This window comes from Thalassotalea fonticola (assembly GCF_032911225.1).
Lineage (GTDB): Bacteria > Pseudomonadota > Gammaproteobacteria > Enterobacterales > Alteromonadaceae > Thalassotalea_A > Thalassotalea_A fonticola.
In genome coordinates this window covers 2,008,508-2,030,446 of sequence record NZ_CP136600.1, presented here as the reverse complement: position 1 = coordinate 2,030,446, position 21,939 = coordinate 2,008,508, and the positions used below count along the sequence as shown (strand labels likewise).

Sequence of the window (21,939 nt, the reverse complement as noted above, 5' to 3'; positions counted from 1 at the left end):
TTACTTATCAGTAGGTTATTAGTTAATTGTATATACACGACTACGAAAGACTTCCTACTTGTGGTAGTTATAAGGATAAAACCTTTTAAAATTTGACAGATCCCTTTATCAATCCTAGATTAATTAATAAGCAATAGAAGTTTGCTGTAAAAACCTAAGGGATGTAAAGGGATTGTTTATGTTGGTTAAGAAAAATAAAAAGGTAAATACCTTGCTTTTGGTTTCATTTGATCTAGTGCTAGCAAAACACTGCAAGGAAGAGTTAAGCCCATTTTGCAAGTTAGAATCAATTTACTCTATGGATGAACTAGAACTATCTATAGATCTTCCTGGTGCTATTATATATTTAATGGACTACACCAGTGCAACTCACTTGCACAATATTGAATATATAAGAAATAAATTTTCAGATAGCTTACTGTTTGTCGTATCTAGTGCTGTTTCTATTCCGTTATTACATCAATCTTTACACTTAGGTGTTAATGATTTATTTTTATTTCCTTTTTCAGAACAAGATAAGCTGAGTTTAATCTGCACCATTAAAAACAAAACTGACATAATATGCTTTTCTGAAGAATTGGAAAACGCGCAAAGTTTGACTTGCGAACAAATCGATAAAGAAAATCCAATATCATCATTACTTAATATTATTGAACGCGATTTTGCCAAAGGGCCTTCTCTGCAGGACTTGTCGCACAATATCCATTTAAGTCCAAGTCGACTGTGTCATATGTTTAAGGACTTATGTGGGCTAACTTATAGCCATTATCTTTTGTGTAGAAAACTAGAAGAAAGTGAGCGGTTACTTTCACAAAGCAATAGCTCTGTAACCACAATATCGTACCAAATGGGCTTTTCTAACCCGTCACATTTCTGTCGAAGCTTTAAAGAACATTTTAATATTACGCCAAATTCGTATGCCCATGGCAACAGAGATTTAATCCATAGTGCTACTTACCTTCGCTATCAACGCTTACGCTCTGAGTTGATCCCAAATATGGGATCGGCTATTCAAGGTAACTTTACTCAACTTCAAGGAAGTAAAAGTGTGGGTTAAGGTAGAGGTTATTTCTTTTTGCTTAATTAAATTTTTGAGGGCAGCATTGCTGGCTCTTTTGCCCATTTCTATAGTTGTTTCTGCAAATACAAATCCTGAACCTTTACTCGTCATAAATGAGCACAAACTAGAAAATCAAAGTTCTGAACCATTGGCTGCCTCAAGCCATTATCAGTATTTACTTGCTAGCAGTAATAAGCATTTTTTGTGGTTTGATAAAACCGGGTTAACACTATCAGGCTTGTCTTTGCACCGGCTATTAGCCGATTTAGGTTGGCACAACTTAATCAATGTTAATGTACTTAAATATAGCCAATATGAACAGCATGATAGAGTGTTAACGAATGGTTTTGTACAATTACTTCATCTGTCGGCGATTCATTATCGGCAACAAATAGATGTTAAAAGTGAGTTGCTTAATGCCATTGTTGAAGATGCTTCCGATGAGCTTTTGTTATCACTCATCCCAGCTTATGATCAAATTTCACTACTTCGAACAGCAATATCTGAATATCGATATTTAGCCCGATATCAATGGCCTATGCTTGATGATAATTTTAAACCTAGACTTGGACAAAGTCATAACCAAGTTAAAGGCATCAGACAAATTTTAACCATGTTAGGTGACTTACCGAGCAAGGCCCAGACAAAGTCGCGATTAGATGTATATGATTCTGTTGTAGTCGCAGCATTGAAAAAGTTTCAAGGTCGTCATGGTTTAGAAGCCGATGGTAAGCTCGGACCTAAAACTTATGCAGCCTTAAAGGTAAAGCCACAAATGCGAGTTAAACAGTTACAGGTAAACTTATGGCGCTGGTTCAGTTTACCTAAAGTGCCACCAGAAAAGTATTTACTGGTAAATATTCCAGGTTACCAACTTTCTGTGATTGAAGATGGTGATGAAACTGTAAAAATGCGAGTCATTGTTGGTGATGTAGACAATCAAACCCCGCAAATGGTCACTGAAATAAATCGGGTAACATTAAACCCAACTTGGACACCCACTCAAAACATCATTAAGAATGAATTGATACCTGAATATAGGCAAGATTTTTTATCTCTAAAACGTAAAAATTTTCAATTAGTAAAAGGCTATTGGAAGAATGTTGAAACCAGAGAGATTGATGACCCGGATTTAAACTTAAGTAAGCTGTTGCAATCATATCGTTTAGTACAAGCGCCGGGAGCAAATAATGCTTTAGGTTATTACCGGTTCAATATTCCCAATAACTATTCCGTTTACCTGCATGACACACCAGTAAAGTCTTTGTTTAGGCAAAGTAATAGGGCGTTAAGTCACGGTTGTATTAGGTTAGAGGATGCAAGTTTACTGGCAAAATACCTGCTTAAAGCGGATAAATCATTGCACCTAGATAAAATGCATTCGGCAATTGAATCCGGAAAAACCACTAATTTACCGCTCAAAACCCCATTACCTGTTTATATAACTTACCAAACTGCTTGGATAAACGAGCAAGGAAACTTACGTTTATCACCAGATATCTACCACCTTGATCAGAAAAATGCAGCCCTTGCGCAGTTTCATGCCACAGATAGCAATTCAGTGATAACCCTTTCGCAAAATAACTTCTAATCTTTTAATTCGTTCACCAGTTTAATGTTCTGATAAATTCAATTTCTTGTATTTTAAAGAATTAATTGGTTTGCACCTCAAGCAAGGATTTGCAGTCATTCAGCTTAACCTTGTCGAATATAAAACGTATGGAGTTAACTCAAAATGTTAAATTTTAAAAAAGTAATGCAAGAATTCATCGAAGATGAAAGTGGTCTAACGGCTGTAGAATACGCTATCGCGGGTGGCTTAGTCGTTGGCGGCATGATTGGCGCATTTTTCACTCTAGGTTCTAATGCAACCGTCAAAATTGAGTGTTTAGGTAGTGCTGTAGCTGCAGGTGCCACCACCGGTGCCACAAGCTGCTAAGTTTGAACTTGGAGAGTATGTGATGTTAGCCGAAGCCGATTTAAATTTTACAATCCTATTAACCATAACTGGCATGGCCTTTATCGTTGGGTTGTATTTTGATCTTCGTACTCAGCGCATCCCCAACGCTTTTTGCCTATTGGTTACTGTAATTGGTATTGCTTCACAAGGTTACTTTAACCAATGGCAAGGCATTATTAATGCCTTGCTAGGCTTAGGCTTGGCATTTATTGTCCTTTTTCCCGTGTTTGTCATCAAAGCACTTGGCGCCGGCGATGTAAAATTTATGATGGCAATTGGTACGCTATTAGGTCCACAACTATTAAGTTGGTCAATTTTGTACGCCATTATTGCCGGGGCGATAACAAGCTTATCGTTTGCCATTTATAAAACCGGTTGGCATGGTTTCAAAGCAACGGCTACTCGCTATTATCATTGCCTATATTTAAATCGATATTTTAAACCAGCAGCTGGTGAAGCTGCCGGAATTAGGGTTCCCTATGCACCAGCTCTTGCTCTAGGTTGGATATGGGCTTGTAGTCAAAATGATGACGTACTCTGGACCATGTCAAATGTACGTTATGCACTTTTTTCTTAATTTTTACTTAATTGTTAGTAATATTCAGGTGAGTTATGAGTTTATTTAATTTCTCCAAACAAAAAAAAGCAAAGACTCAACAAGTAGAATTTCTTGATACCGATTTAGCTCGTCAAGATAGTGATAGCTCGTCTGTAATGACAGTGGATAACCAACCCGACAAAAACGTTTTAGCAGTAGACGAAACAACTAATCTAGATGCAAATGATAACCAGATTAACCAACACGAAAAGGTTCACCATTTTAATCATATTGCCCAGCAACCAGTAGAACTGTCGGCTACCGGACTTTCAGAAAACTTATTGTTAGACCTGCTAATTAAACATTTGCAAATTGCCAGTGTGTTGACCCTGCGCGAATTATCAAAACAAATGGCTTTGGCAGGAGGCATTGTGCAGCAACTAATCGATGTTGCCAAGCATAAAGCCTGGGTTGAAAATGCCCAAAGCAAACCCGATGGACAGATGCGCTACACCTTAAGTTCTATAGGTGAATTACAAGCGGATAAAGCACTAAATAAGAGTGGCTATTTAGGTCCTGCACCGGTGCCTTTAGTGCAATATAAGAAAATTTGTACACTACAATCGAGCCGTGAAAAGTCAGTCACTTTGAGTAAATTGACGGATTGCTTTCGCGAGATCACTTTTCCGGCCGAATTATTAACTAAAGTAGGGCCGGCATTAAATTCAATAAAACCAATTCTGATCTATGGTAATGCAGGAACTGGAAAAAGCTATTTTTGTCGACACTTAAACTTGGTTTTTGGTGATGAAGTATTAATACCTTATGCTATTGCAGTCAATGAAGAAATCATTCAAGTCTTTGATCCGGAAATACATAGACTGTCGCAGCAAGGTCAACAAGAGAATATTCTTAAACTTGCCAATGCCTATGACCCCAGATGGATGTTATGTCATCGACCATTAATAGTAAGTGGTGGTGAGTTAACCGCAAAGATGCTTGAGGTTAGTTTTGATCCCTCATCTAAAACATATTTAGCGCCATTACAATTAAAAGCAAATAACGGCATTTTATTATTAGATGATTTAGGCCGACAAAAAATCACCCCCAAAGAGTTATTTAATCGGTGGATCATCCCGTTAGAAGAACGTAGAGATTTTTTAACTTTACAATCGGGGCTGCATTTTGAATTACCGTTTGAGCTGATCTTGCTGTTTTCAACGAACCTTTCTCCTGCCGATTTAGTCGATGACGCGTTCTTACGTCGGCTGGGTTATAAAATAGAATTTCAGTCGTTATCAAAACAGCATTATCAAAAAATTTGGTTCAATGAATGTCTCGAAAATGGTCTCTTGTGCGAACTTTCTGTTTTTGAATATTTAGTGGAGCATTTACATAAATTGCATAGCCGGAAATTTTTGCCCTGCTATCCTCGAGATTTTATCGCGATTATAAAAGATCAAATGATATTTAAAGAGTTAACCCCGGAAATCAATAAAGAATTATTAGATTTTGCCTGGCAAAGTTATTTTATTGAATAACGCTTTTTGAACAACCTTGCCTTAAATTAAGGAATGAACATGAACAAAAATACAGTGGTTTTTATAGCGCTCTCGGTTGGTTTTGGTGGCGGGGCCGTAATGCTCGCAAAAAGCTGGCTCGATGATCATCAACCTAAAGATTTACAAGCAGGGCAGTCTCATGTTGTTACCGTAAATTCTGAATTAAATACCGGTAGTATTCTTGATGCTAAACATTTAACCCTAGTCTCTATGCCTGAAGCTATGGTGCCGGAAGGGGCTCTTACTACTATCGATTCTGCTACTGGAATGGTAGTTAAGCAAAAATTATACAGTGGCGATATCATTCGTGCGGAACGAGTTGCTAAAAAAGGCGAAGGGAGCGCATTAGCGAGTTTGATTGGGCAAAACATGCGCGCCGTAAGTATCAGGGTTAATGATGTAGTTGGCGTTTCAGGTTTCTTATTGCCAGGAAATAGAGTCGATGTGCTTACCACTTATAGAAAAAACAAAAATTCGCTCACAGAAGTTGTTTTAACCAATATTAAAATTCTTGCAATTGATCAACGCGCTTCAAATGATGAAAATAAACCGCAATTAGTCAGAGCGGTCACCTTAGAAGTCAATCTGGAGCAAGCTGAAGTGTTAATGAGTGCTCAAAGCAAAGGCAGCTTGCAACTTGCATTACGCAACCCCAATGATTTCAGCGAAGTCGATATATCTGAGCTTGCCCAACAAAGTGCTGAACCAGAAGTTTCAACTGAAGTTGCTGTTTTGCCAGAAATACCAAAAATAGTCTCAGCCAGCAGGAATAAGGTTGAAATTATTCGTGGTGTCGAGAAAGAAATCGTGCAAATAACAAATTAGTCAATAAGGCCTACAACAATGAAAATAATATCAACAGTAGTACCTTTTTTAGTTTTGACCCTAATTTTAGTTTCAGGCGGTTGGAATATGCCTGTGGCGGTAGCTGGCGGTCCAACTGCAAAAGAAGACAACACAGTAAAGCTTCCTATTTTTAAATCTAGAAATTTAAAAATGAAACACGATGTTCATCGGGTTTCGGTCGGGAATCCCGATATTGCCGATATATTAGTGCTACGAGATGATGAGCTATATGTTGTCGGTAAAACGTTAGGACATACCAATGTCATTATTTGGGATGAAAACGACAAAGTAGTCGATATTTTTAACCTTGAGGTTTCCCATGACTTAAATGGTTTGCGTGAACGTTTTTATAATTATCTGCCGAAAGAACAAATCGGTATCGAAAGTTCACAAGGTCAGCTTGTATTAAGTGGTCAATCATCGTCTTTAACAAAAATGAATATGGCCGTTGAACTGGCCCGCTCTTATGCAGAAGCTGCTAGTGTTGGTAAAACAAAAAGTGAAGTGTTAAACATGCTCAGCGTAGGTGGTGGTCAGCAAGTTATGCTTGAAGTTACTGTCGCCGAGGTTCAAAGTGAAGTAGCTCGACGGTTAGATTCTAAAATGTTAATGCGCTTTGATGGTAATGATGGCTCTGGCGGGATTATTAATGGTGGCGATTTTTTTGATGCTTTAGGATTGGACTCCAGCATCTCAAGCGGTTTCTTTGGCACTTATTTAAGTGGTGACATGTTACTTAACTTCGCGTTCGATGTAGCCAAACAGCATGGCTTAGCCAAAATTTTAGCAGAGCCTAACATAACTGCATTAAGTGGCCAAAAAGCGGAATTTTTATCTGGTGGTGAATATCCCATTCCGGTGCCAAACCGTGATGGCATTACCATTCAATACCGCGACTTTGGGGTTGGTGTAAGTTTCATTCCAACAGTCCTGGATTCTGGAAAAATCAATTTAAATCTTAATGTACTCGTTAGTGAATTAAGTACTACTGGTGCCTTAGGTGTTACGCCTGATGATACTAACTCTACCTTGATTGTCCCATCAATTACTAAAAGAACAACGGCAACTACGGTTGAATTGGGTGACGGCCAAACCATTGCTATCGGTGGCTTGATCAGCGATACCTTGCGGGAGGGCGTTGATAAAATTCCTGGCCTCGGTGATATCCCAGTTTTAGGCCAATTATTTAGAAGCCAAGAATTTGTTAAGGGTCAAACCGAGCTGGTAATTATGGTAACGCCTCGCTTAGTTCGTCCCTTTAATAAAAACGGTGTTGAATTACCCACAGATAATTTCGTTCCAGTATCTGATCTGGAGTTTTATTTACTCGGAAGCATGACGAAAAAAGTACAACCTAAACAAGAAGATGAAAAGTCACCTAATCAAATTGATGATCAAGGCCAGGAAATGTTACCTGATGACGGTGGCACCCAGTCAACATATGGTCATGAACTTAGCCCTGAAGAGAGCGGAGAATAAATGATGAAAACCTTTCAATTAATTCCTTTAATAACTATTGCCATGCTGGTGGGGTGTACTTCAACCAATGAATATCCTATCTCAGGTGCATACGCAAAGATAAATGAACAACAAATTCTTGATCCTATGGCTCCTGAAAATAATGCCGGTATTGTCAATGATCTTGATGGAAATTATGGAAAAAAAGTGATTAATAGCTATCAAACAGGAAATTACGAGTCAAAAGAAGGAAGAACTAGTGCCACGGCGCAGAAAGCGCTTAATTCTGGTGGTTAAATTAGAGAGTATATTATGAAGCAACTAGTGATTTTTAAGCAAAAAGGCAATATTCTGATAATGTTTACTATTGGCTTATTTGCCTTAATCGGTTTGTCTGCGTTAGCGTTAGACGGCGGGCACCTGCTGTTAAACAATAATCGTCTGCAAAACTATGCCGATGCATCAGCCTTAAATGCAGCAAAAACACTTGATGAAAATAAAGGCCATGATGAGGCCAGATTAGCCGTTGTTAAGATGTTAAGACGAAACCTTGCTCATAATGATGCGGCAGAGATTTTAGCTGCATTGGATGTAACTGACTCCGCTGTAACTACCACCAGTAACCAAATTACGCCGCAGTTATTAGTGGAGTTTTCCCTTCTACCTGATCCTTTTATTTCTACTACAGAAGCAAATGCCAGATTTGTGCGAGTGCAAATATCTGATTTGAATTTATCGAATTTTCTCGCGAATATTTTTAACTTCGATAAAACTATCTCAGTGACTGCTCTTGCCGGACCGAGTACCGCGATAACCTATTGTTTTAACGATCTTGTTCCTATGATGGTTTGCGGAACGCCGAAAGATGAAATACCAGCCGGTTTAGATCCAGATTTATTTGGTTTTGAAGTGGGTAATCTCGAAGTGATGAAAATGGATTCAAATCCAGACTCACAAATTGGTCCGGGCAATTTTCAATTAATAAAGTTCGAAGGTTCTAATGGCGCCGACGATATTAGGGATGCCATGGCTGGCGGCAATGATGGTGCCGGTGAAATGTGCTTTAACACTCCTAGTGAAGATCCCGATTTAGTGTCTGATTCAGAGGTGCCAACTGAGACGGGAAATACTGTAGGGCCGGTTGCTCAAGGTTTGAATACTCGTTTAGGTGAATACGACGGGCCAATGAATCAGAACCGATATTTATACCCGAGAGATCCTAATGCTTGCCAAGGTAAAAGGATAGAGTTAGATGATTTTGGCACTCCTTACGTGGAAGTTGATGGCGTAGCAGTTCCCATTGATACACTAGATGGGGATGGTAACAGCTTGTTTTATCCAGAAATATATACTCATAACAACTATGTGGCAGATAATTCTTTACTCAGCCCAAGTTGTACTGATAATGAAACGGGTGACTGGGATGCGGACCCATCAGATACTATAGCAGTGCCTGGGCGAAGAATAATAAGAATTGTAGTTGGCGAATGTACCGGTGATGCGAATGGCAGCAATACGGTTGATTTTTTGGGTGTTGGTTGTTTCTTTTTAACGCAAGAGACCGCGCAAAAAGGTAACGAATCTTACGTTGTTGGTGAGTTTATCGAGAATTGCACCGGCAATGGTTGGCCATCTGGTGATGCTGAAGCTAATGGGCCACATACCCTTGTTTTATATCATGTTCCTGGCAGTTCAGACTCGTAGGAGATGAAAATGAGTCATTTAATTAAGCGACAAAAAGGTCTGGCAGTCATAGAATTGACGATGATCTTACCGTTTTTATTACTGTTAATCTTTGCCACTGCTGAATTTTCTCGGTTGTTATATCAATACAATGCCTTAAATCATTTAGTTAGGGATGCGTTACGCTACACTGTTTCCGATGTGGTTGATGGTAGTACCATTGCTACTCAAGCAGCAGTTGATGGTATGGCTCCTATTGCAGAAAATTTATTGCGCTATGGCGAAGATCAGGCCAGCGCGGAAATACTACCCAATATTACTAGTTCTACCATTTCTTTAGTTGGCGCAGCAGATCCTCTTGATCCTAGTATTTATTACGTAACCTTAACTGTTACCTACAATTGGCAACCAATATTTGGCAGCTCTTTAAATACTTTTGTATCTGCAGATACTGTAGATTTGTCATTTCCTTTGGTTGTTAACTATACGATGAGAGCGTTATGAAGCAGCTTAAAAAACATCAAGGCATGTATACGGTTGAATTCGCCATTGTTGGTAGTCTTTTTTTTCTGATATTTTTTGCTGCGTTAGAAATATCAAGGCTCCTGTTTACCTGGAATATTCTCACCGAAGTTTCAAGACGAGGAGCAAGGTTAGCCACAGTTTGTAATTTACTCAGCGATACTAGCGATTTGACTTCAATTACTGAGCCGCTAGGCGTCACCAATCTAGCGAGTTTTGGTAATATTTCAATGATCCCCAATTTAACCGCAGATAATTTGAACATCACCTATTTAGACATTGACGGTGTTCCTGCGACGGCTATTCACGAAATTCGCCTGGTTCGTGCTGAAATTATTGATTACCAACACGAGCTCATTATTCCCGGTTTATTTTTAACACTAAATTCGCCAACATTTTCCACAACACTAGTCAGTGAAAGCTTAGGGGCGATTCCCGGTGTAGGTTATACCACTTGTATATAACATAATTAAGTAGTTAAGGAGTGATTTTCATGGATAAAAAAATTTTCAAGTTTGATTCTACAGCACTAAGTTTAGAACCCGCTGTGCTTAGTGCGAACAAGGAACATCGTGCCATGGTTTTGCCAATAAATGTTAGAGCTTTGTTGATTTGTGAGGAAGCTTATATAAGAGAAGGCATTACCGGCCTGCTAACTAATGTCAAAAACCTGACGTTAGAAGAAGAAAAAAAAGTAACCTTTATGGTGAAAGAATATCAAATTGCTTTAGTTGTTTTTACCGGCAACGAACAACAAACTTTAATTGATATCGAGAAAGTTGCTAATAGTGATGTCAGTATTATTTTAATTGGTGACAATTTACCACAAACGTTATTGCGCAAAGCAATTCAATTTTCGGTGAAAGATTTCATTTCCTTATCAACCGTTGAAAATGATCTTCTGCCCGCGATCAAAAATATTTCTCAGCAATTATCAGTGCACGTTGATCTTGCGCCGGTAATTTCTATTATTAATGGTAAGGGGGGCTCAGGCGCCAGTTTTATTACCAATTGCCTCGGGCAAGTGATTACTCATTCTAGTGAATATGAAATAGCATTATTTGATGCCGATCTGCAGCATGGTTCGTTGGCAGACATTTTGGGATTTAAGCCAGAATATTATTTAGATGATGCCCTACAAGATGTAGCTGAACTCGACCAAACCGCAGTAAAAAGTATGATGACTAAACGTAAAAATTTGAGTTTACTGCCGGTGAAACCCTATTCTCAGATAGATTGCATGTCACAGGTAGATCCAAATAAAATTAATCAATTATTAAATAAACTACGTCTCAATTATCCATTATTAGTCGCTGACTTATCAAGAGGTCTAGAGCCTTTATCCATTCCTATTATTGAAACTTCTGATTGCGTTTTGGTCGTTGTACAACAGAATATTCTCAGTATTCGAGAAACCAAAGCCTTGGTGGAATACTTAAAAAACACTATGGGGATGGCAACAGAAAAAATTCATTTACTGTTGAATCGCTTTTCTGAAAAGCACAGTTCTATTTCAATTGATGACCTTAAAAAAAGTGTCGGAATCGATTCCGTGTTTGTGGTAGGCAATGACTATCAGTTAGCGAGTTCTTGTACCGACTTGGGGAAATCAATTAAAGATTTGGCCAATACCGAACACATTGAGCAAGATTTGATACGTATTATTTCAGAGCTCATTCCGTTGGAAATCGACTTTGGTAAAAATCGGAAAAGTTTTTGGGCAAAACTTACAGGGGGTAAATAATGGAATTAATACAAACTAAAGAAGCACAGCAATACGATTCTTTAAATACTCAAGATTTAGAAATTAAACAAGGTGTATTCTCTAAGTTGCTGAAAATGCTTGATTTATCTGTTTTGGATACTATGGGTGAACAACAAGCTAGGGAGCAAATCAGTGAAATTTGCAATCAATTGCTGAATGAAGTTTCTAAACCTCTAACTTTGCTTACCCGTCAAAAAATTATCAAATTAATCAATGATGAAGTACTCGGGCTTGGTCCATTAGAAACGTTATTCTCAGATCCGAGTGTTTCCGATATTTTAGTGAATCGTTTCGATAATATATTTGTCGAAAAACAGGGCAAGCTGGAAAAGGTAGCCGTGCAGTTTTATGACAATAAGCACCTACTTAATATTATCGATAGAATTGTATCAAGCGTAGGGCGAAGAATTGATGAATCATCACCTATGGTTGACGCTCGATTAAAAGATGGTTCTCGCGTTAATGCCATCATTCCTCCTCTGGCATTAGATGGTCCATCGCTTTCAATTAGACGATTTACTGTGGAAAAGTTGAAAGCAGAACAACTTATCCAATTTAACTCAATGAGTGAGCACATGGGGCAATTAATTCAAGCCGCGGTGTTAGGCAAATTAAATATTTTAATTTCCGGTGGTACCGGTAGTGGTAAAACCACGTTATTGAATATTCTTTCAGGTTATATTCCAGAAGAGGAAAGAATTATCACCATAGAAGATTCTGCTGAATTACAACTACAGCAACCTCATACGGTAAGACTGGAAACCCGAATTGCTAATATCGAAGGTAAAGGCGAGGTAACACAGCGAGACCTAGTTAAAAACACACTACGTATGCGCCCCGACAGAATCGTGATTGGTGAAGTACGGGGGTCTGAAGCAATTGATATGTTAACGGCAATGAATACTGGCCATGAAGGCTCTTTAACTACCTTACATGCCAATACTCCTAGGGATGCATTGGGAAGGTTAGAAAATATGGTTTGTATGGGGGGGTTTGATATGCCGGTTAAAAATATCAGAACCCAAATTGCTTCGGCTATCAATCTCGTCATCCAGCTGCAAAGGCAAGAAGATGGTCGTCGACGTGTTACTAGCATTCAAGAAATTAATGGCATGGAAGGCGAAATTATCACTATGTCAGAAATATTCTCCTTTGTCCGTACCGGTAAAGATGAAGCAGGAAATATAATCGGCGACTTTAAGCCAACAGGAGTTGTGCCTAACTTCCATAAACAACTTAAGGCAAAAGGAATTAGTTTGCCAATTTCGATTTTTGGGCTTGAAATGAATGGCTTAAACTTTTAGGGGGCGTTATGAGTAATCAAGTAATTTTTTTATTGTTGGTATTTGGGGCTGTTATTTTTATGTCACAGACATTATTTGTTTCTGTTTATAGCCCACAACGGGCAAAAACTAGGCAATTAAAAAAACAGCTGGATCAATTAGCCGCTGTAGATGAGCTGCAGGTAGACCTGGTGTTGAACCATAGATTGGAAAAACTGCCTGCCGTTTTTAAAAAATTAGAACAAATGGATTTTTTTGCCAGTATAACCCGTAAATTAGATATGGGCGGTAAGAGTTTATTTGGTCATCAATACGTATTTATTGGCATTGTTTTTATTGCCTTAATAACACCGTTGGTTTGGTTGTTTACCTTTGATCCTCTTTTTGTTCTTATTTCAGCAATTATCATCGCTATCGGCTTTCATCTTAAATTGAATCGAGATATTAGTGCCAGGCTAGAAAAAATTGAAGAGCAATTTCCCCAAACCTTAGACGTTTTAAAGCGAGGTTTGCAGGCCGGGTATGCATTTTCTGAATCATTAAAACTAGTATGTGATGAAACTAAAGGTGAATTAGCCGAAGAGTTTAATTTGATGTTTAAACAAATTAACTATGGCAGTGATGTAAAAACCGCCCTGTTAACCTTCGTCCATCGAGTGCCAACTACTTCAGCGATGGGGTTTGCTAGCGCAGTGAGTATTCAAAAAGAAACAGGAGGGAATTTAGCTGAAAAAATTGAAAACATTGCTCGAATTATTCGCCAGCGCTTTAAATTTAAACGCAGGGTTAGAACTCTTTCTGCCGAAGGAAGGCTTTCTGGTTGGGTATTAATTCTAACTCCATTTGTGTTGTTCGCGGTGATATATTTTTCTACCCCATCTTATGTAGAAACGCTAATCTCGACTCCCAATGGCATTAATTTAATTAAGTGGGGGATTTTCGGCATGATAATCGGCATTTGGTGGATCAATAAAATCATTCAAATAGAGGTTTAACCATGGAATATTTCATTGGTTTAATAAATAGTATCGTTAAAGATCCACAAGCAGCGCAGTGGGCTATTTATATTATTGCTGGTTTTGCCGGACTCACTTTTGCAATAGCGCTAACCTTTTTTATCTCTGGGGTGTATTCTCCGGTTCGTCTACAGTTACAAAAACTGCAGTCGTCTCCTGGAAGTGTTCAACAGAGCAATGAAAGTTTCACCAATACCTTAGAACATTCTCTAGATAAAATGTCATTTTTACAGCTTGAATTCTCTGGTGATAATAAAACCAAGCGGTTACTCATTCATGCCGGTCTTCACTCTGAAAATGCTTTGAAAATTTATAATGCGTTAAAATTGTTATTGCTGCTAGTTGGAGCCACTATTTCCGTACTGGTTTTGCAACAATTCCCTAATTTATCCACATTTATCAGCTTATATTTGGTCGCTTTGATTTTAGGTGGGTGCTACCTATTACCTGGCATTGTTTTAACTCAATTAGCCCAGCGAAGAATGCTCAATTTACGGCGTAACTTCCCCGATGCGCTCGATTTATTGGTGGTCTGTACTGAATCTGGTTTAGGTTTGCTGGAAGCCTTTCAGCGAGTGAGTAAAGAGTTGGAGTACGCTCATCCAGAACTGGCGCACGAATTAAATTTGGTATGCACTAAAGTTCGGGTCGGCTTGACTCTGCAAGAAGCGCTACATGAATTTAGTGAACGCACTGGCTTAGAAGATATTCGTGGCCTAAACTCGGTGATAGTACAAAGTTTACGTTTAGGTACTGGTATTGCCGCAACATTAAGGATTTATTCTGATGAGTATCGTGATAAGCGTTTGCAAGAGGCAGAAGAAAAAGCGGCAAAATTGGGGGTGAAAATGATATTCCCAATGATGTTTTGTATTTGGCCGTCATTCTTTATTGTTGCGGTAGGTCCAGCTGTTCTGAAAGTAATGGCAGTATGGGGTGAAGCATTTTAGGAGCATTTAATGAATATTAAAATAATAAAAAAATTAGTAATAACTTTTACTGCGTTGCTATTTATTAGTGGCTGTGAGTTAACACCGGATTCTGAGAAAAATTTCGATACTTATGCCCGCGATGATTTGTTTGGAGAAGGCGCTAAAAGTAACGGCATTACCAGTGAAACTCTCGATGAAGCTCTAAAATTGGCTGTCGATGCTGAACAACGAGGGGATATCGATAAAGCGCTTTATTATTACATTCAATGTTTAGATTTTGATCCGAATAATGCCCAAGCATTATTTCGAATCGCTAAAATCCATGACAAGCAAGGTAATAATAAGATAGCTGTGCGAGCGTATACCGAAGCGTTGGCAGCTGATCCGAATAATGTATTGGCTTATCAATCTCTTGGGGTTATAGAGATGGAAAACCGACAATATAAAAATGCACAGGGACATTTACAAAAAGCCATATTATTGGACCAGAAACGATTGACTACCTTAGGCAGCGCTAAAATTGATGGTTACCACTCTTTAGATAAAGACTCCCCTGTCAACTCTTATAATGTTTCTGGCATCATTGAGGATATCAATAAAAACTTTGAGTTAGCACGTATCTATTATAAATTGGCATTAAAGTTTGATGACGGCTCTGCGAATATACTGTCTAATATTGGTTATTCCTACTACCTAACAGGTGATTTAACCGTTGCGGAGAAATATTACCGTAAAGCTATCAGTGTCGATGCTAATTTTAAGCGGGCATGGAGCAATTTAGGCTTAGTTTATGCTCGTAAAGGGCAGTACAGTCGAGCAATAAAAACCTTTAAGCAAGTTATGAGTGAGTATGAAGCCTATAACGATTTAGGTTATTTTGTCATGCTTGAAGGGCGCTTAGATGAAGCGGAATATTTTTTCCAAAAAGCGATTGATATGTCGCCGAGTTACTTTATAAAAGCATATGCGAATATAGAGCAAGTACAGATGAAAAAGCGAGAGCTTTGGTTGCAAAAACAAGAAACACAAGGATTAGAAGAGCAAGAAGAGCTTTCTGAAACTAAAGTCGAAAATAATGAACCTGGGGCTGAACTTAATATAAAGTCACCTAACCTTGAACAAAAGCTGGCACAAGAACAAGTTGCTCAAGCAAAACTTGCCCAAGTAGAAGCTGCTCAAGAGAAATTGGCCCAAGATAAGCTGGCACAAGAAAAAGCTGTTCAAGAAAAACTAGCACAAGTTAAAATTGCACAAGAGAAACTTGCCCAAGATAAGTTGACACAAGAAAAGACTGTTCAAGAGCAACTAGCTAAAGTAACAGCTGCTCAAGAGAAATTGGCCCAAGATAAGCTCGCACAAGAAAAAGCTACTCAAGAGAAATTAGCACAAGAAAAAGCCGCGCAAGATAAGTCGGCTCAAGTTAAGCTAGCATTAGTCAAAGTCGCTCAAGAGAAATTAGCCCAAGATAAACTGGCACAAGAAAAAATTGCTCAAGAGAAACTAGCCCAAGTCAAAGTTACTCAAGAGAAATTAGCACAAGAAAAAGCCGCGCAAGATAAGTCGGCTCAAGTTAAGCTAGCATTAGTCAAAGTCGCTCAAGAGAAATTAGCCCAAGATAAACTGGCACAAGAAAAAATTGCTCAAGAGAAACTAGCCCAAGTCAAAGTCGCTCAAGAGAAATTAGCGCAAGATAAGCTGACACAAGAAAAAGTTGCTCAAGAGAAACTAGCTCAAGTAAAAATTGCTCAAGAGAAATTAGCACAAGATAAACTAGCACAAGAAAAAGCTACTCAAGAGAAATTAGTGCAGGAAAAAGCTGTGCAAGATAAACTTGCTCAAGAAAAAGCCGCGCAAGATAAATCGGCTCAAGTTAAGCTGGCATTAGTAAAAGTCGCTCAAGAGAAACTAGCACAAGATAAGCTGGCACAAGAAAAAGCTATTCAAGAAAAACTCGCCCAAGTAAAAGCTGCTCAAGACAAATTGGCGCAAGATAAGCAGCTCCAAGAAGACGTTGCACAACAGAAACTGGCACAAATAAAGTTAGCACAAGAAAAGTCAGCTCATGATAAACTTGTACATGAGAAGCTGAAGCAAAGAGAAATAGCACAAGTAAAAGCTGCTCAAGATAAATTAGCACAGGAACAAGCGAAGCATGAATTTGAATTATTTAAAGCTGAGCCGACTGTTAAACTCGATGAATTAGAACTCAGCTCTACTGATGATATCAAAATGGTACAGACAGGCGTATCTGAGAAAAACCTTTAATAGTTGAGCCCCCAAACATAAATAACGAATAGATAAATTCCGCTCGTTCGGATTTTAATGGATATAAAATTGATACCAATAGAAGTGAATACTAAAGAAGTTACAAGCCTTGCAAAAAATGAATATGGTGAAGTGGTTGAATCAAAGTTGGACTCAAATTTTTCTGAGTTATTACTTACTCACGAATTATTTTCCGCTCATTTAACGTTACACGGTGGTCACGTATTAAGTTGGCAGCCAAAAGGCCATGAGGAAGTGTTTTGGATGAGCAAAAAGACTCAACTTCAACAAGGAAAAGCAATTCGAGGTGGCGTGCCAATTTGTTGGCCTTGGTTTGGCCCGTACAATGGAGCTGGTAACCATGGCTTTGCAAGAACAAGTATTTGGCAGCTTAGTGGTATTGATATTAGCTCTGAAGGTATCAAGATAGAACTTGAATTATCAGGCGAAAATTGTTCACCATCTTGGTCTTACAAGTTTAGTGTAAAACAAGTTTTAATGTTCTCAACTACTTTTAGTCAGCAACTTATTATTGAAAACTTGAGTCATAAAGACTTTCAGTTCTCTAATGCTCTACACAGTTATTTTAGTGTCAGTAATCCTGCTAATATTGCTATTCCGGATTTAAACTCAGCCAGTTTTGATGACAAAATCAATCAATTGCTAGGTTGCGCACCTGCCGATGTATTTAATTGTACTGGCCCTATTGATAAAATTTATCATCATAATTCATCTATGACCTTGTTTGATAAAGGTTGGAAGCGAGCCATCGAGATCAAAAAGTCAAATTCTGCTCAGTGGGTGTTGTGGAATCCAGGAATAAATATAGCTGCCGGCATGGCTGATATCCATCAGCAAGGCGAAGATGAATTTGTATGTTTAGAAGCGGCAAATACTAATTGGATAACTGTTGCTAAAGGTGAAAAGTTATCACTAAGCCAAGAAGTTCAAGTTTATAAACTCTAATTCCCAATTTTTTAATTGACTAAAGTTACTTATGAAAGAGTACGCAGCCTAAAACCGTTGCGGCAATAATGGCACAGCCTAAGCTTTTCGTTTCTCGCAGTGATAAGCTATGTAGTATTGAATGAACGTTCTCGTAACTAGTTTCTATGTTGTCAATTTACCCGTAGGTTGTTGTTTAACAGCATTTGCGTAAATGGAATTTTTAAATAGAATCCTCTGGGTAGAGTTTGAAAAGGTCTGCCTTGTGAATCAAACGCTTGGGTTTTTACACTTGAATTTGCCGCTTTAGGTCTAAGCTGTAACACTTGACCATATTTCGCATTTATTTCTTCTACTCGGCCAAGAGCTATCATATCAGTTAGCTCTTGCCAGTCTTGTGCTAATAATTGTTCTTCATCTTGGTTTGGTTGCCATAAAAATGGTGTGCAGACAATTCGCTCTTTAATAGGGATATGCCGCTCAGAGATCACCGGTACCCATAATACTTTTGCCAATTTATTCTTTAAGTGACATTTTTCCCAGGTCATACCGGTAATGCCTTTTAATGGTGCTACACATACGAACGTAGTTTCTAATGGTTTGCCTTCTCTGTTTATTGGCAGGGTTTTAAGCTCTATGCCTAAATCTGGAAAGTCGGGCATGGGTAATGAACCAGCGCTGGCACCTAAAACTTTTTCAAGTAATAAACCAATCCAACCTTTTTCTCTATTTAAGTTATCAGGAACTACAACTCCAGCTTGAGCCGCAAGATCGCCAAGGGTTAATCCCGCGATGCTTTGCGCGTGTTTTATAAGTTGCTGTTCTGTTTCTGGGCGGTAATTAGTCAAAGGCTTGAACTTGTTATCTTTGTTTATCAATATTATGCTCAAAAAACACCTAGAATAAAATTAATTTCAGTGTTTTATTTGCTCACAGCTAAAGTTTGTGGAACAATCATTTTATAGTAAAAAATTGAACGGGAGTTCATGTGATTGATGCCGAAGGCTATAGAGCCAACGTCGGCATAGTGATTACAAACGGTAAAGGCCAGGTTTTTTGGGCTAGACGATATGGCCAGCATTCTTGGCAGTATCCACAAGGTGGTGTTGACGAAGGTGAAACAACCGAGCAAACCATGTTTCGTGAACTGCATGAAGAAGTTGGCTTAAAACCACATCAAGTGGAAATTATCGCCAGTACAAAACATTGGCTGAGGTATCGTCTACCAAAGCGATTAATACGACATGAAAGTAAACCCATGTGTATTGGTCAAAAGCAAAAGTGGTTTTTGTTAAAACTTACTTGTGCTGATGATGAAGTAGATTTATTGCATTCAGGTCACCCTGAGTTTGATGATTGGCGTTGGGTAAGTTATTGGTATCCTGTACGCCAGGTGGTTTCATTTAAACGCGATGTATATCGCCGAGTAATGAAAGAGTTTGCACCTATCGCTTTAGCACCTTTTAAAGCTGAAGGTAATGAACGTAAGCCAAACAGACATCGCCGCGGATCTCATCATCGTCGTGACAATAGAAGACGCACTGGTTAGTGATCATTATGTAAAATAAGTTAGTAAATGAACTTAGTAAATTAAAACTGTATAACGCAAGTTATACAGTTTTATTGTTTTAAGGGGGATAGATTCAATTTATCAGACCTAGAAGCCTGTGGCACAAATCATATTAGTATTTATTTTCAGCCAATAATTTGCCATTTTTAGATATTCGTTAAATAGGTTATACTGATCAATCTAAATAAAAAACTTCAACTAAAAGAAACGTTTAATTAATTTCAGCCCAGCAAGGAACTTATGTTAACCACGTTACGTAGAATAGTTTTAGCATTCGGGCAAGAACCTGAGCTTGATACAGCCTTACAAAATATGGTTGGGCAAGTTAAAACAGCTATGACTACTGAGTGTTGCTCTGTTTACCTAGCTGATTATGAACAAGAACACTTTCTATTAATGGCCTCTGATGGCTTAGCTAAAGCTTCCCTTGGCCGTGTTGCCATTGGGTTCTCTGAAGGTTTGGTTGGCTTAGTTGGCCAGCGCGAAGAGCCTATCAACATTGCCAATGCCCAGCAACACCCTCGTTTTAAAGAGGCACCAGAAGTTCAGGAGGAAGATTTTAATGCCTTTTTAGGTACCCCCATTATTCACCAACGTCGGGTGTTAGGCATTTTATCAGTTCAGCAAAAGCAAGCTCGAGAGTTTAGTGAAAATGAAGAAGCATTTTTAGTTACAATTGCTGCTCAGTTAGCGATTGCAATTGCCAATGCAGAAACAAAAGGTATTTTAAGTCGAAATATAAAACAGAAAAATCGTCAATATGTGCAGGGCATTCCAGGCTCTCCTGGTTTAGCCATAGGTAACTTTTATGTAAGTTACCCGAAAGCTCAATTAAGCAGTGTCAGCTTAACTAAGGTGCACCAACCCAGTAGTCAAACTAAAGTTTTTCAACATGCGGTAATTAAAACGAAACGCGACCTTAGGCAAATGAGCGATCGTATGCAGGGGGCTATTCCTGAAGATGCATTAGATATTTTCGAAATGTATGAGCATATGCTAGAAAGTGCCAGTTTGGGGGACGAGATACTGGCGAAAATAAATATCGGTTGGAACGCTGAAAGTGCATTAAAGTTAGTGATTGAACAATATGTGGTGCAATTTGAATCAGTAGATGATCTTTACATTCGAGAGCGTGCTACAGACATTAAAGACCTTGGTAATCGAGTATTATTTCATTTACAGCAGGAAGACATCAATAAGCCTACCCCGCCAGAGAATATGATTTTAGTAGCACAAGAGGTGACTGCATCTTTAATAGCTGAATATCAGCACAAGGGGTTAAAAGCGATAGTTTCATTATCAGGATCGACAAATTCTCACGCGGTTATTTTAGCGCGAGCGCTTGGCATCCCTGCAATAATGGGCGTAGGTAATATTCCACTTTCCAGTTTTCAACAAAAGAACGCGATTATTGATGGTTATTCCGGTGAAATATTTTTATCACCTGACACAGCAACGTTAAATGAATATCAACATTTGGTACGTGAAGAAGACGAACTTCAAGAAATAGTTAAGCAAGTTATTGATCTGCCTGCAATTACTAAAGATGGTAAATCAATTGAGCTATTATTAAATGCTGGATTAGGTGCTGAATTTGATGATTCGATGAAAAATGGTGCTATTGGTATCGGCTTATATCGTACAGAAATTCCTTTTATGGAACGTAGCTGTTTTCCATCGGAACTCGAACAAATTACCTTATATAAAAAGGTCTTGAACTCTTTTCCCAGGCAACCTGTTGTTATGCGCACATTAGATGTTGGCGGAGATAAAGCATTACCATATTTTCCTATAAGTGAAGATAACCCATTTTTAGGCTGGCGCGGCATACGAATAACCCTCGATCATCCAGAAATCTTTCTAGTACAAGTACGTGCAATGCTAAGGGCAAATATAGGCTTAGGTAACTTGGAAATAATGCTGCCTATGGTCTCAGGAACAACAGAAGTAGATGATGCTGTCAGGTTGATTAATCAGGCATATTTTGAAGTAAGTAATGAAAGTGATGTAGCGGTAGCTAAACCTAAAGTGGGGATTATGCTTGAGGTTCCTTCAGTAATATTTCAATTATCAGAACTTGCAAAGAAAGTAGATTTCTTTTCCGTTGGCAGTAATGATTTAACTCAATACCTTTTGGCTGTAGATAGAAACAACTCAAGAGTCGCGCCATTATTCGACTCCTATCATCCTGCAGTATTACGGGCGCTCAATAAAATTGCGGAGCAGGCGCAAGTAGAGTTAATTGAATTAAGTTTATGTGGCGAACTTGCCAGTGAACCAGGCGGCGCCTTATTATTACTGGCCATGGGCTATGACAAATTAAGTATGAATGCGCACAATATTCCTCGAGTTAAGTGGGTTTTACGCCATTTAGATTATAAACAGGCACAATTAATATTATCCCATTGTCTAATGTTAAGCACAGCAAAACAGGTGCATAATTACTTAAATGAGCAACTTGAATTACTAGGATTAGGTGGTTTTGTCCGTGCCGGTAAGTAATTCAGTTTATTTAATAAGTAATTTAGTTAATT

Annotated in this window: 20 protein-coding genes; 19 read left to right on the top strand and 1 reads right to left on the bottom strand. The window is 38.5% G+C overall.

Annotation, left to right across the window (positions count from 1 at the left end; all coding sequences use genetic code 11):
• Positions 1-178: 178 nt before the first annotated feature.
• The 17 genes from RI844_RS08250 (at position 179) to RI844_RS08170 (ending at position 17,856) form a co-directional block, all read left to right on the top strand.
• Positions 179-1,057: a helix-turn-helix transcriptional regulator gene (locus RI844_RS08250; RefSeq protein ID WP_348397968.1), complete on the top strand. Its 879-nt coding sequence runs from the start codon at positions 179-181 to the stop codon at positions 1,055-1,057.
• Positions 1,058-1,115: 58 nt separating this feature from the next.
• Positions 1,116-2,651 carry a L,D-transpeptidase family protein gene (locus RI844_RS08245; protein ID WP_348397967.1) on the top strand — a complete coding sequence of 512 codons (1,536 nt, stop codon included), beginning with the start codon at positions 1,116-1,118 and terminating at the stop codon, positions 2,649-2,651.
• A 144-nt stretch (positions 2,652-2,795) separates the two neighbouring features.
• Complete coding sequence (locus RI844_RS08240) at positions 2,796-2,999, top strand: Flp family type IVb pilin (RefSeq protein ID WP_348397966.1); 204 nt, start codon at positions 2,796-2,798, stop codon at positions 2,997-2,999.
• Positions 2,983-3,597, top strand: a complete 615-nt coding sequence (locus RI844_RS08235) for an A24 family peptidase (protein WP_348397965.1) — start codon at positions 2,983-2,985, stop codon at positions 3,595-3,597. The genes RI844_RS08240 and RI844_RS08235 overlap by 17 nt, the downstream gene beginning before the upstream one ends.
• Before the next feature lie 35 nt (positions 3,598-3,632).
• Complete coding sequence (locus RI844_RS08230) at positions 3,633-5,099, top strand: AAA family ATPase (RefSeq protein ID WP_348397964.1); 1,467 nt, start codon at positions 3,633-3,635, stop codon at positions 5,097-5,099.
• Positions 5,100-5,138: 39 nt separating this feature from the next.
• Positions 5,139-5,945: a Flp pilus assembly protein CpaB gene (gene cpaB / locus RI844_RS08225; RefSeq protein WP_348397963.1), complete on the top strand. Its 807-nt coding sequence runs from the start codon at positions 5,139-5,141 to the stop codon at positions 5,943-5,945.
• Positions 5,946-5,963: 18 nt separating this feature from the next.
• Complete coding sequence (locus RI844_RS08220; protein WP_348397962.1) at positions 5,964-7,445, top strand: type II and III secretion system protein family protein; 1,482 nt, start codon at positions 5,964-5,966, stop codon at positions 7,443-7,445.
• A complete protein-coding gene (locus RI844_RS08215) occupies positions 7,446-7,721 on the top strand; it encodes a hypothetical protein (protein ID WP_348397961.1) in 276 nt (91 codons plus the stop codon).
• A gap of 15 nt (positions 7,722-7,736) precedes the next feature.
• On the top strand, positions 7,737-9,128 hold the full coding sequence (locus RI844_RS08210) for a pilus assembly protein TadG-related protein (protein ID WP_348397960.1): 1,392 nt from the start codon (positions 7,737-7,739) through the stop codon (positions 9,126-9,128).
• Positions 9,129-9,137: 9 nt separating this feature from the next.
• Positions 9,138-9,611, top strand: a complete 474-nt coding sequence (locus RI844_RS08205) for a TadE/TadG family type IV pilus assembly protein (protein ID WP_348397959.1) — start codon at positions 9,138-9,140, stop codon at positions 9,609-9,611.
• Positions 9,608-10,093, top strand: coding sequence for a TadE/TadG family type IV pilus assembly protein (locus RI844_RS08200; protein ID WP_348397958.1), 486 nt, complete (start codon positions 9,608-9,610; stop codon positions 10,091-10,093). Before RI844_RS08205 ends, RI844_RS08200 begins: the two co-directional genes overlap by 4 nt.
• A 29-nt stretch (positions 10,094-10,122) precedes the next feature.
• Positions 10,123-11,373 (top strand): AAA family ATPase, encoded by a 1,251-nt coding sequence (locus RI844_RS08195; protein ID WP_348397957.1) that lies wholly within the window; start codon positions 10,123-10,125, stop codon positions 11,371-11,373.
• On the top strand, positions 11,373-12,698 hold the full coding sequence (locus RI844_RS08190; protein ID WP_348397956.1) for a CpaF family protein: 1,326 nt from the start codon (positions 11,373-11,375) through the stop codon (positions 12,696-12,698). Before RI844_RS08195 ends, RI844_RS08190 begins: the two co-directional genes overlap by 1 nt.
• 8 nt (positions 12,699-12,706) lie before the next feature.
• Entirely contained in the window at positions 12,707-13,672 is a 966-nt protein-coding gene (locus RI844_RS08185) for a type II secretion system F family protein (RefSeq protein WP_348397955.1), read from the top strand.
• A gap of 2 nt (positions 13,673-13,674) precedes the next feature.
• Entirely contained in the window at positions 13,675-14,643 is a 969-nt protein-coding gene (locus RI844_RS08180) for a type II secretion system F family protein (RefSeq protein ID WP_348397954.1), read from the top strand.
• Between the two features lie 9 nt (positions 14,644-14,652).
• The gene (locus tag RI844_RS08175) at positions 14,653-16,890 is read left to right on the top strand and encodes a tetratricopeptide repeat protein (protein WP_348397953.1); all 2,238 of its coding nucleotides are present in this window, start codon (positions 14,653-14,655) and stop codon (positions 16,888-16,890) included.
• 57 nt (positions 16,891-16,947) lie between these two features.
• Positions 16,948-17,856 (top strand): D-hexose-6-phosphate mutarotase, encoded by a 909-nt coding sequence (locus tag RI844_RS08170; RefSeq protein ID WP_348397952.1) that lies wholly within the window; start codon positions 16,948-16,950, stop codon positions 17,854-17,856.
• A 152-nt stretch (positions 17,857-18,008) separates the two neighbouring features.
• Here RI844_RS08170 and mutH read toward each other — a convergent pair whose 3' ends face one another.
• Positions 18,009-18,716: a DNA mismatch repair endonuclease MutH gene (gene mutH, locus RI844_RS08165; RefSeq protein ID WP_405054481.1), complete on the bottom strand. Its 708-nt coding sequence runs from the start codon at positions 18,714-18,716 to the stop codon at positions 18,009-18,011.
• A 107-nt stretch (positions 18,717-18,823) separates the two neighbouring features.
• On the opposite strand from mutH, the gene rppH reads away from it, so the two are divergent.
• Both rppH and ptsP read left to right on the top strand, forming a co-directional pair.
• Entirely contained in the window at positions 18,824-19,384 is a 561-nt protein-coding gene (rppH, locus tag RI844_RS08160; RefSeq protein ID WP_348397951.1) for an RNA pyrophosphohydrolase, read from the top strand.
• A gap of 261 nt (positions 19,385-19,645) precedes the next feature.
• The gene (gene ptsP / locus RI844_RS08155; RefSeq protein ID WP_348397950.1) at positions 19,646-21,907 is read left to right on the top strand and encodes a phosphoenolpyruvate--protein phosphotransferase; all 2,262 of its coding nucleotides are present in this window, start codon (positions 19,646-19,648) and stop codon (positions 21,905-21,907) included.
• Positions 21,908-21,939 lie beyond the last annotated feature (32 nt).

What these genes read in the sequence shown, in the direction of transcription:
- RI844_RS08250 (WP_348397968.1), top strand. Translation starts at nt 179, where the DNA reads ATGTTGGTTAAGAAAAATAAAAAGGTAAATACCTTGCTTTTGGTTTCA.
- RI844_RS08240 (WP_348397966.1), top strand. Translation starts at nt 2,796, where the DNA reads ATGTTAAATTTTAAAAAAGTAATGCAAGAATTCATCGAAGATGAAAGT.
- RI844_RS08230 (WP_348397964.1), top strand. Translation starts at nt 3,633, where the DNA reads ATGAGTTTATTTAATTTCTCCAAACAAAAAAAAGCAAAGACTCAACAA.
- cpaB (WP_348397963.1), top strand. Translation starts at nt 5,139, where the DNA reads ATGAACAAAAATACAGTGGTTTTTATAGCGCTCTCGGTTGGTTTTGGT.
- RI844_RS08220 (WP_348397962.1), top strand. Translation starts at nt 5,964, where the DNA reads ATGAAAATAATATCAACAGTAGTACCTTTTTTAGTTTTGACCCTAATT.
- RI844_RS08215 (WP_348397961.1), top strand. Translation starts at nt 7,446, where the DNA reads ATGATGAAAACCTTTCAATTAATTCCTTTAATAACTATTGCCATGCTG.
- RI844_RS08210 (WP_348397960.1), top strand. Translation starts at nt 7,737, where the DNA reads ATGAAGCAACTAGTGATTTTTAAGCAAAAAGGCAATATTCTGATAATG.
- RI844_RS08205 (WP_348397959.1), top strand. Translation starts at nt 9,138, where the DNA reads ATGAGTCATTTAATTAAGCGACAAAAAGGTCTGGCAGTCATAGAATTG.
- RI844_RS08200 (WP_348397958.1), top strand. Translation starts at nt 9,608, where the DNA reads ATGAAGCAGCTTAAAAAACATCAAGGCATGTATACGGTTGAATTCGCC.
- RI844_RS08195 (WP_348397957.1), top strand. Translation starts at nt 10,123, where the DNA reads ATGGATAAAAAAATTTTCAAGTTTGATTCTACAGCACTAAGTTTAGAA.
- RI844_RS08190 (WP_348397956.1), top strand. Translation starts at nt 11,373, where the DNA reads ATGGAATTAATACAAACTAAAGAAGCACAGCAATACGATTCTTTAAAT.
- RI844_RS08185 (WP_348397955.1), top strand. Translation starts at nt 12,707, where the DNA reads ATGAGTAATCAAGTAATTTTTTTATTGTTGGTATTTGGGGCTGTTATT.
- RI844_RS08180 (WP_348397954.1), top strand. Translation starts at nt 13,675, where the DNA reads ATGGAATATTTCATTGGTTTAATAAATAGTATCGTTAAAGATCCACAA.
- RI844_RS08175 (WP_348397953.1), top strand. Translation starts at nt 14,653, where the DNA reads ATGAATATTAAAATAATAAAAAAATTAGTAATAACTTTTACTGCGTTG.
- RI844_RS08170 (WP_348397952.1), top strand. Translation starts at nt 16,948, where the DNA reads ATGGATATAAAATTGATACCAATAGAAGTGAATACTAAAGAAGTTACA.
- ptsP (WP_348397950.1), top strand. Translation starts at nt 19,646, where the DNA reads ATGTTAACCACGTTACGTAGAATAGTTTTAGCATTCGGGCAAGAACCT.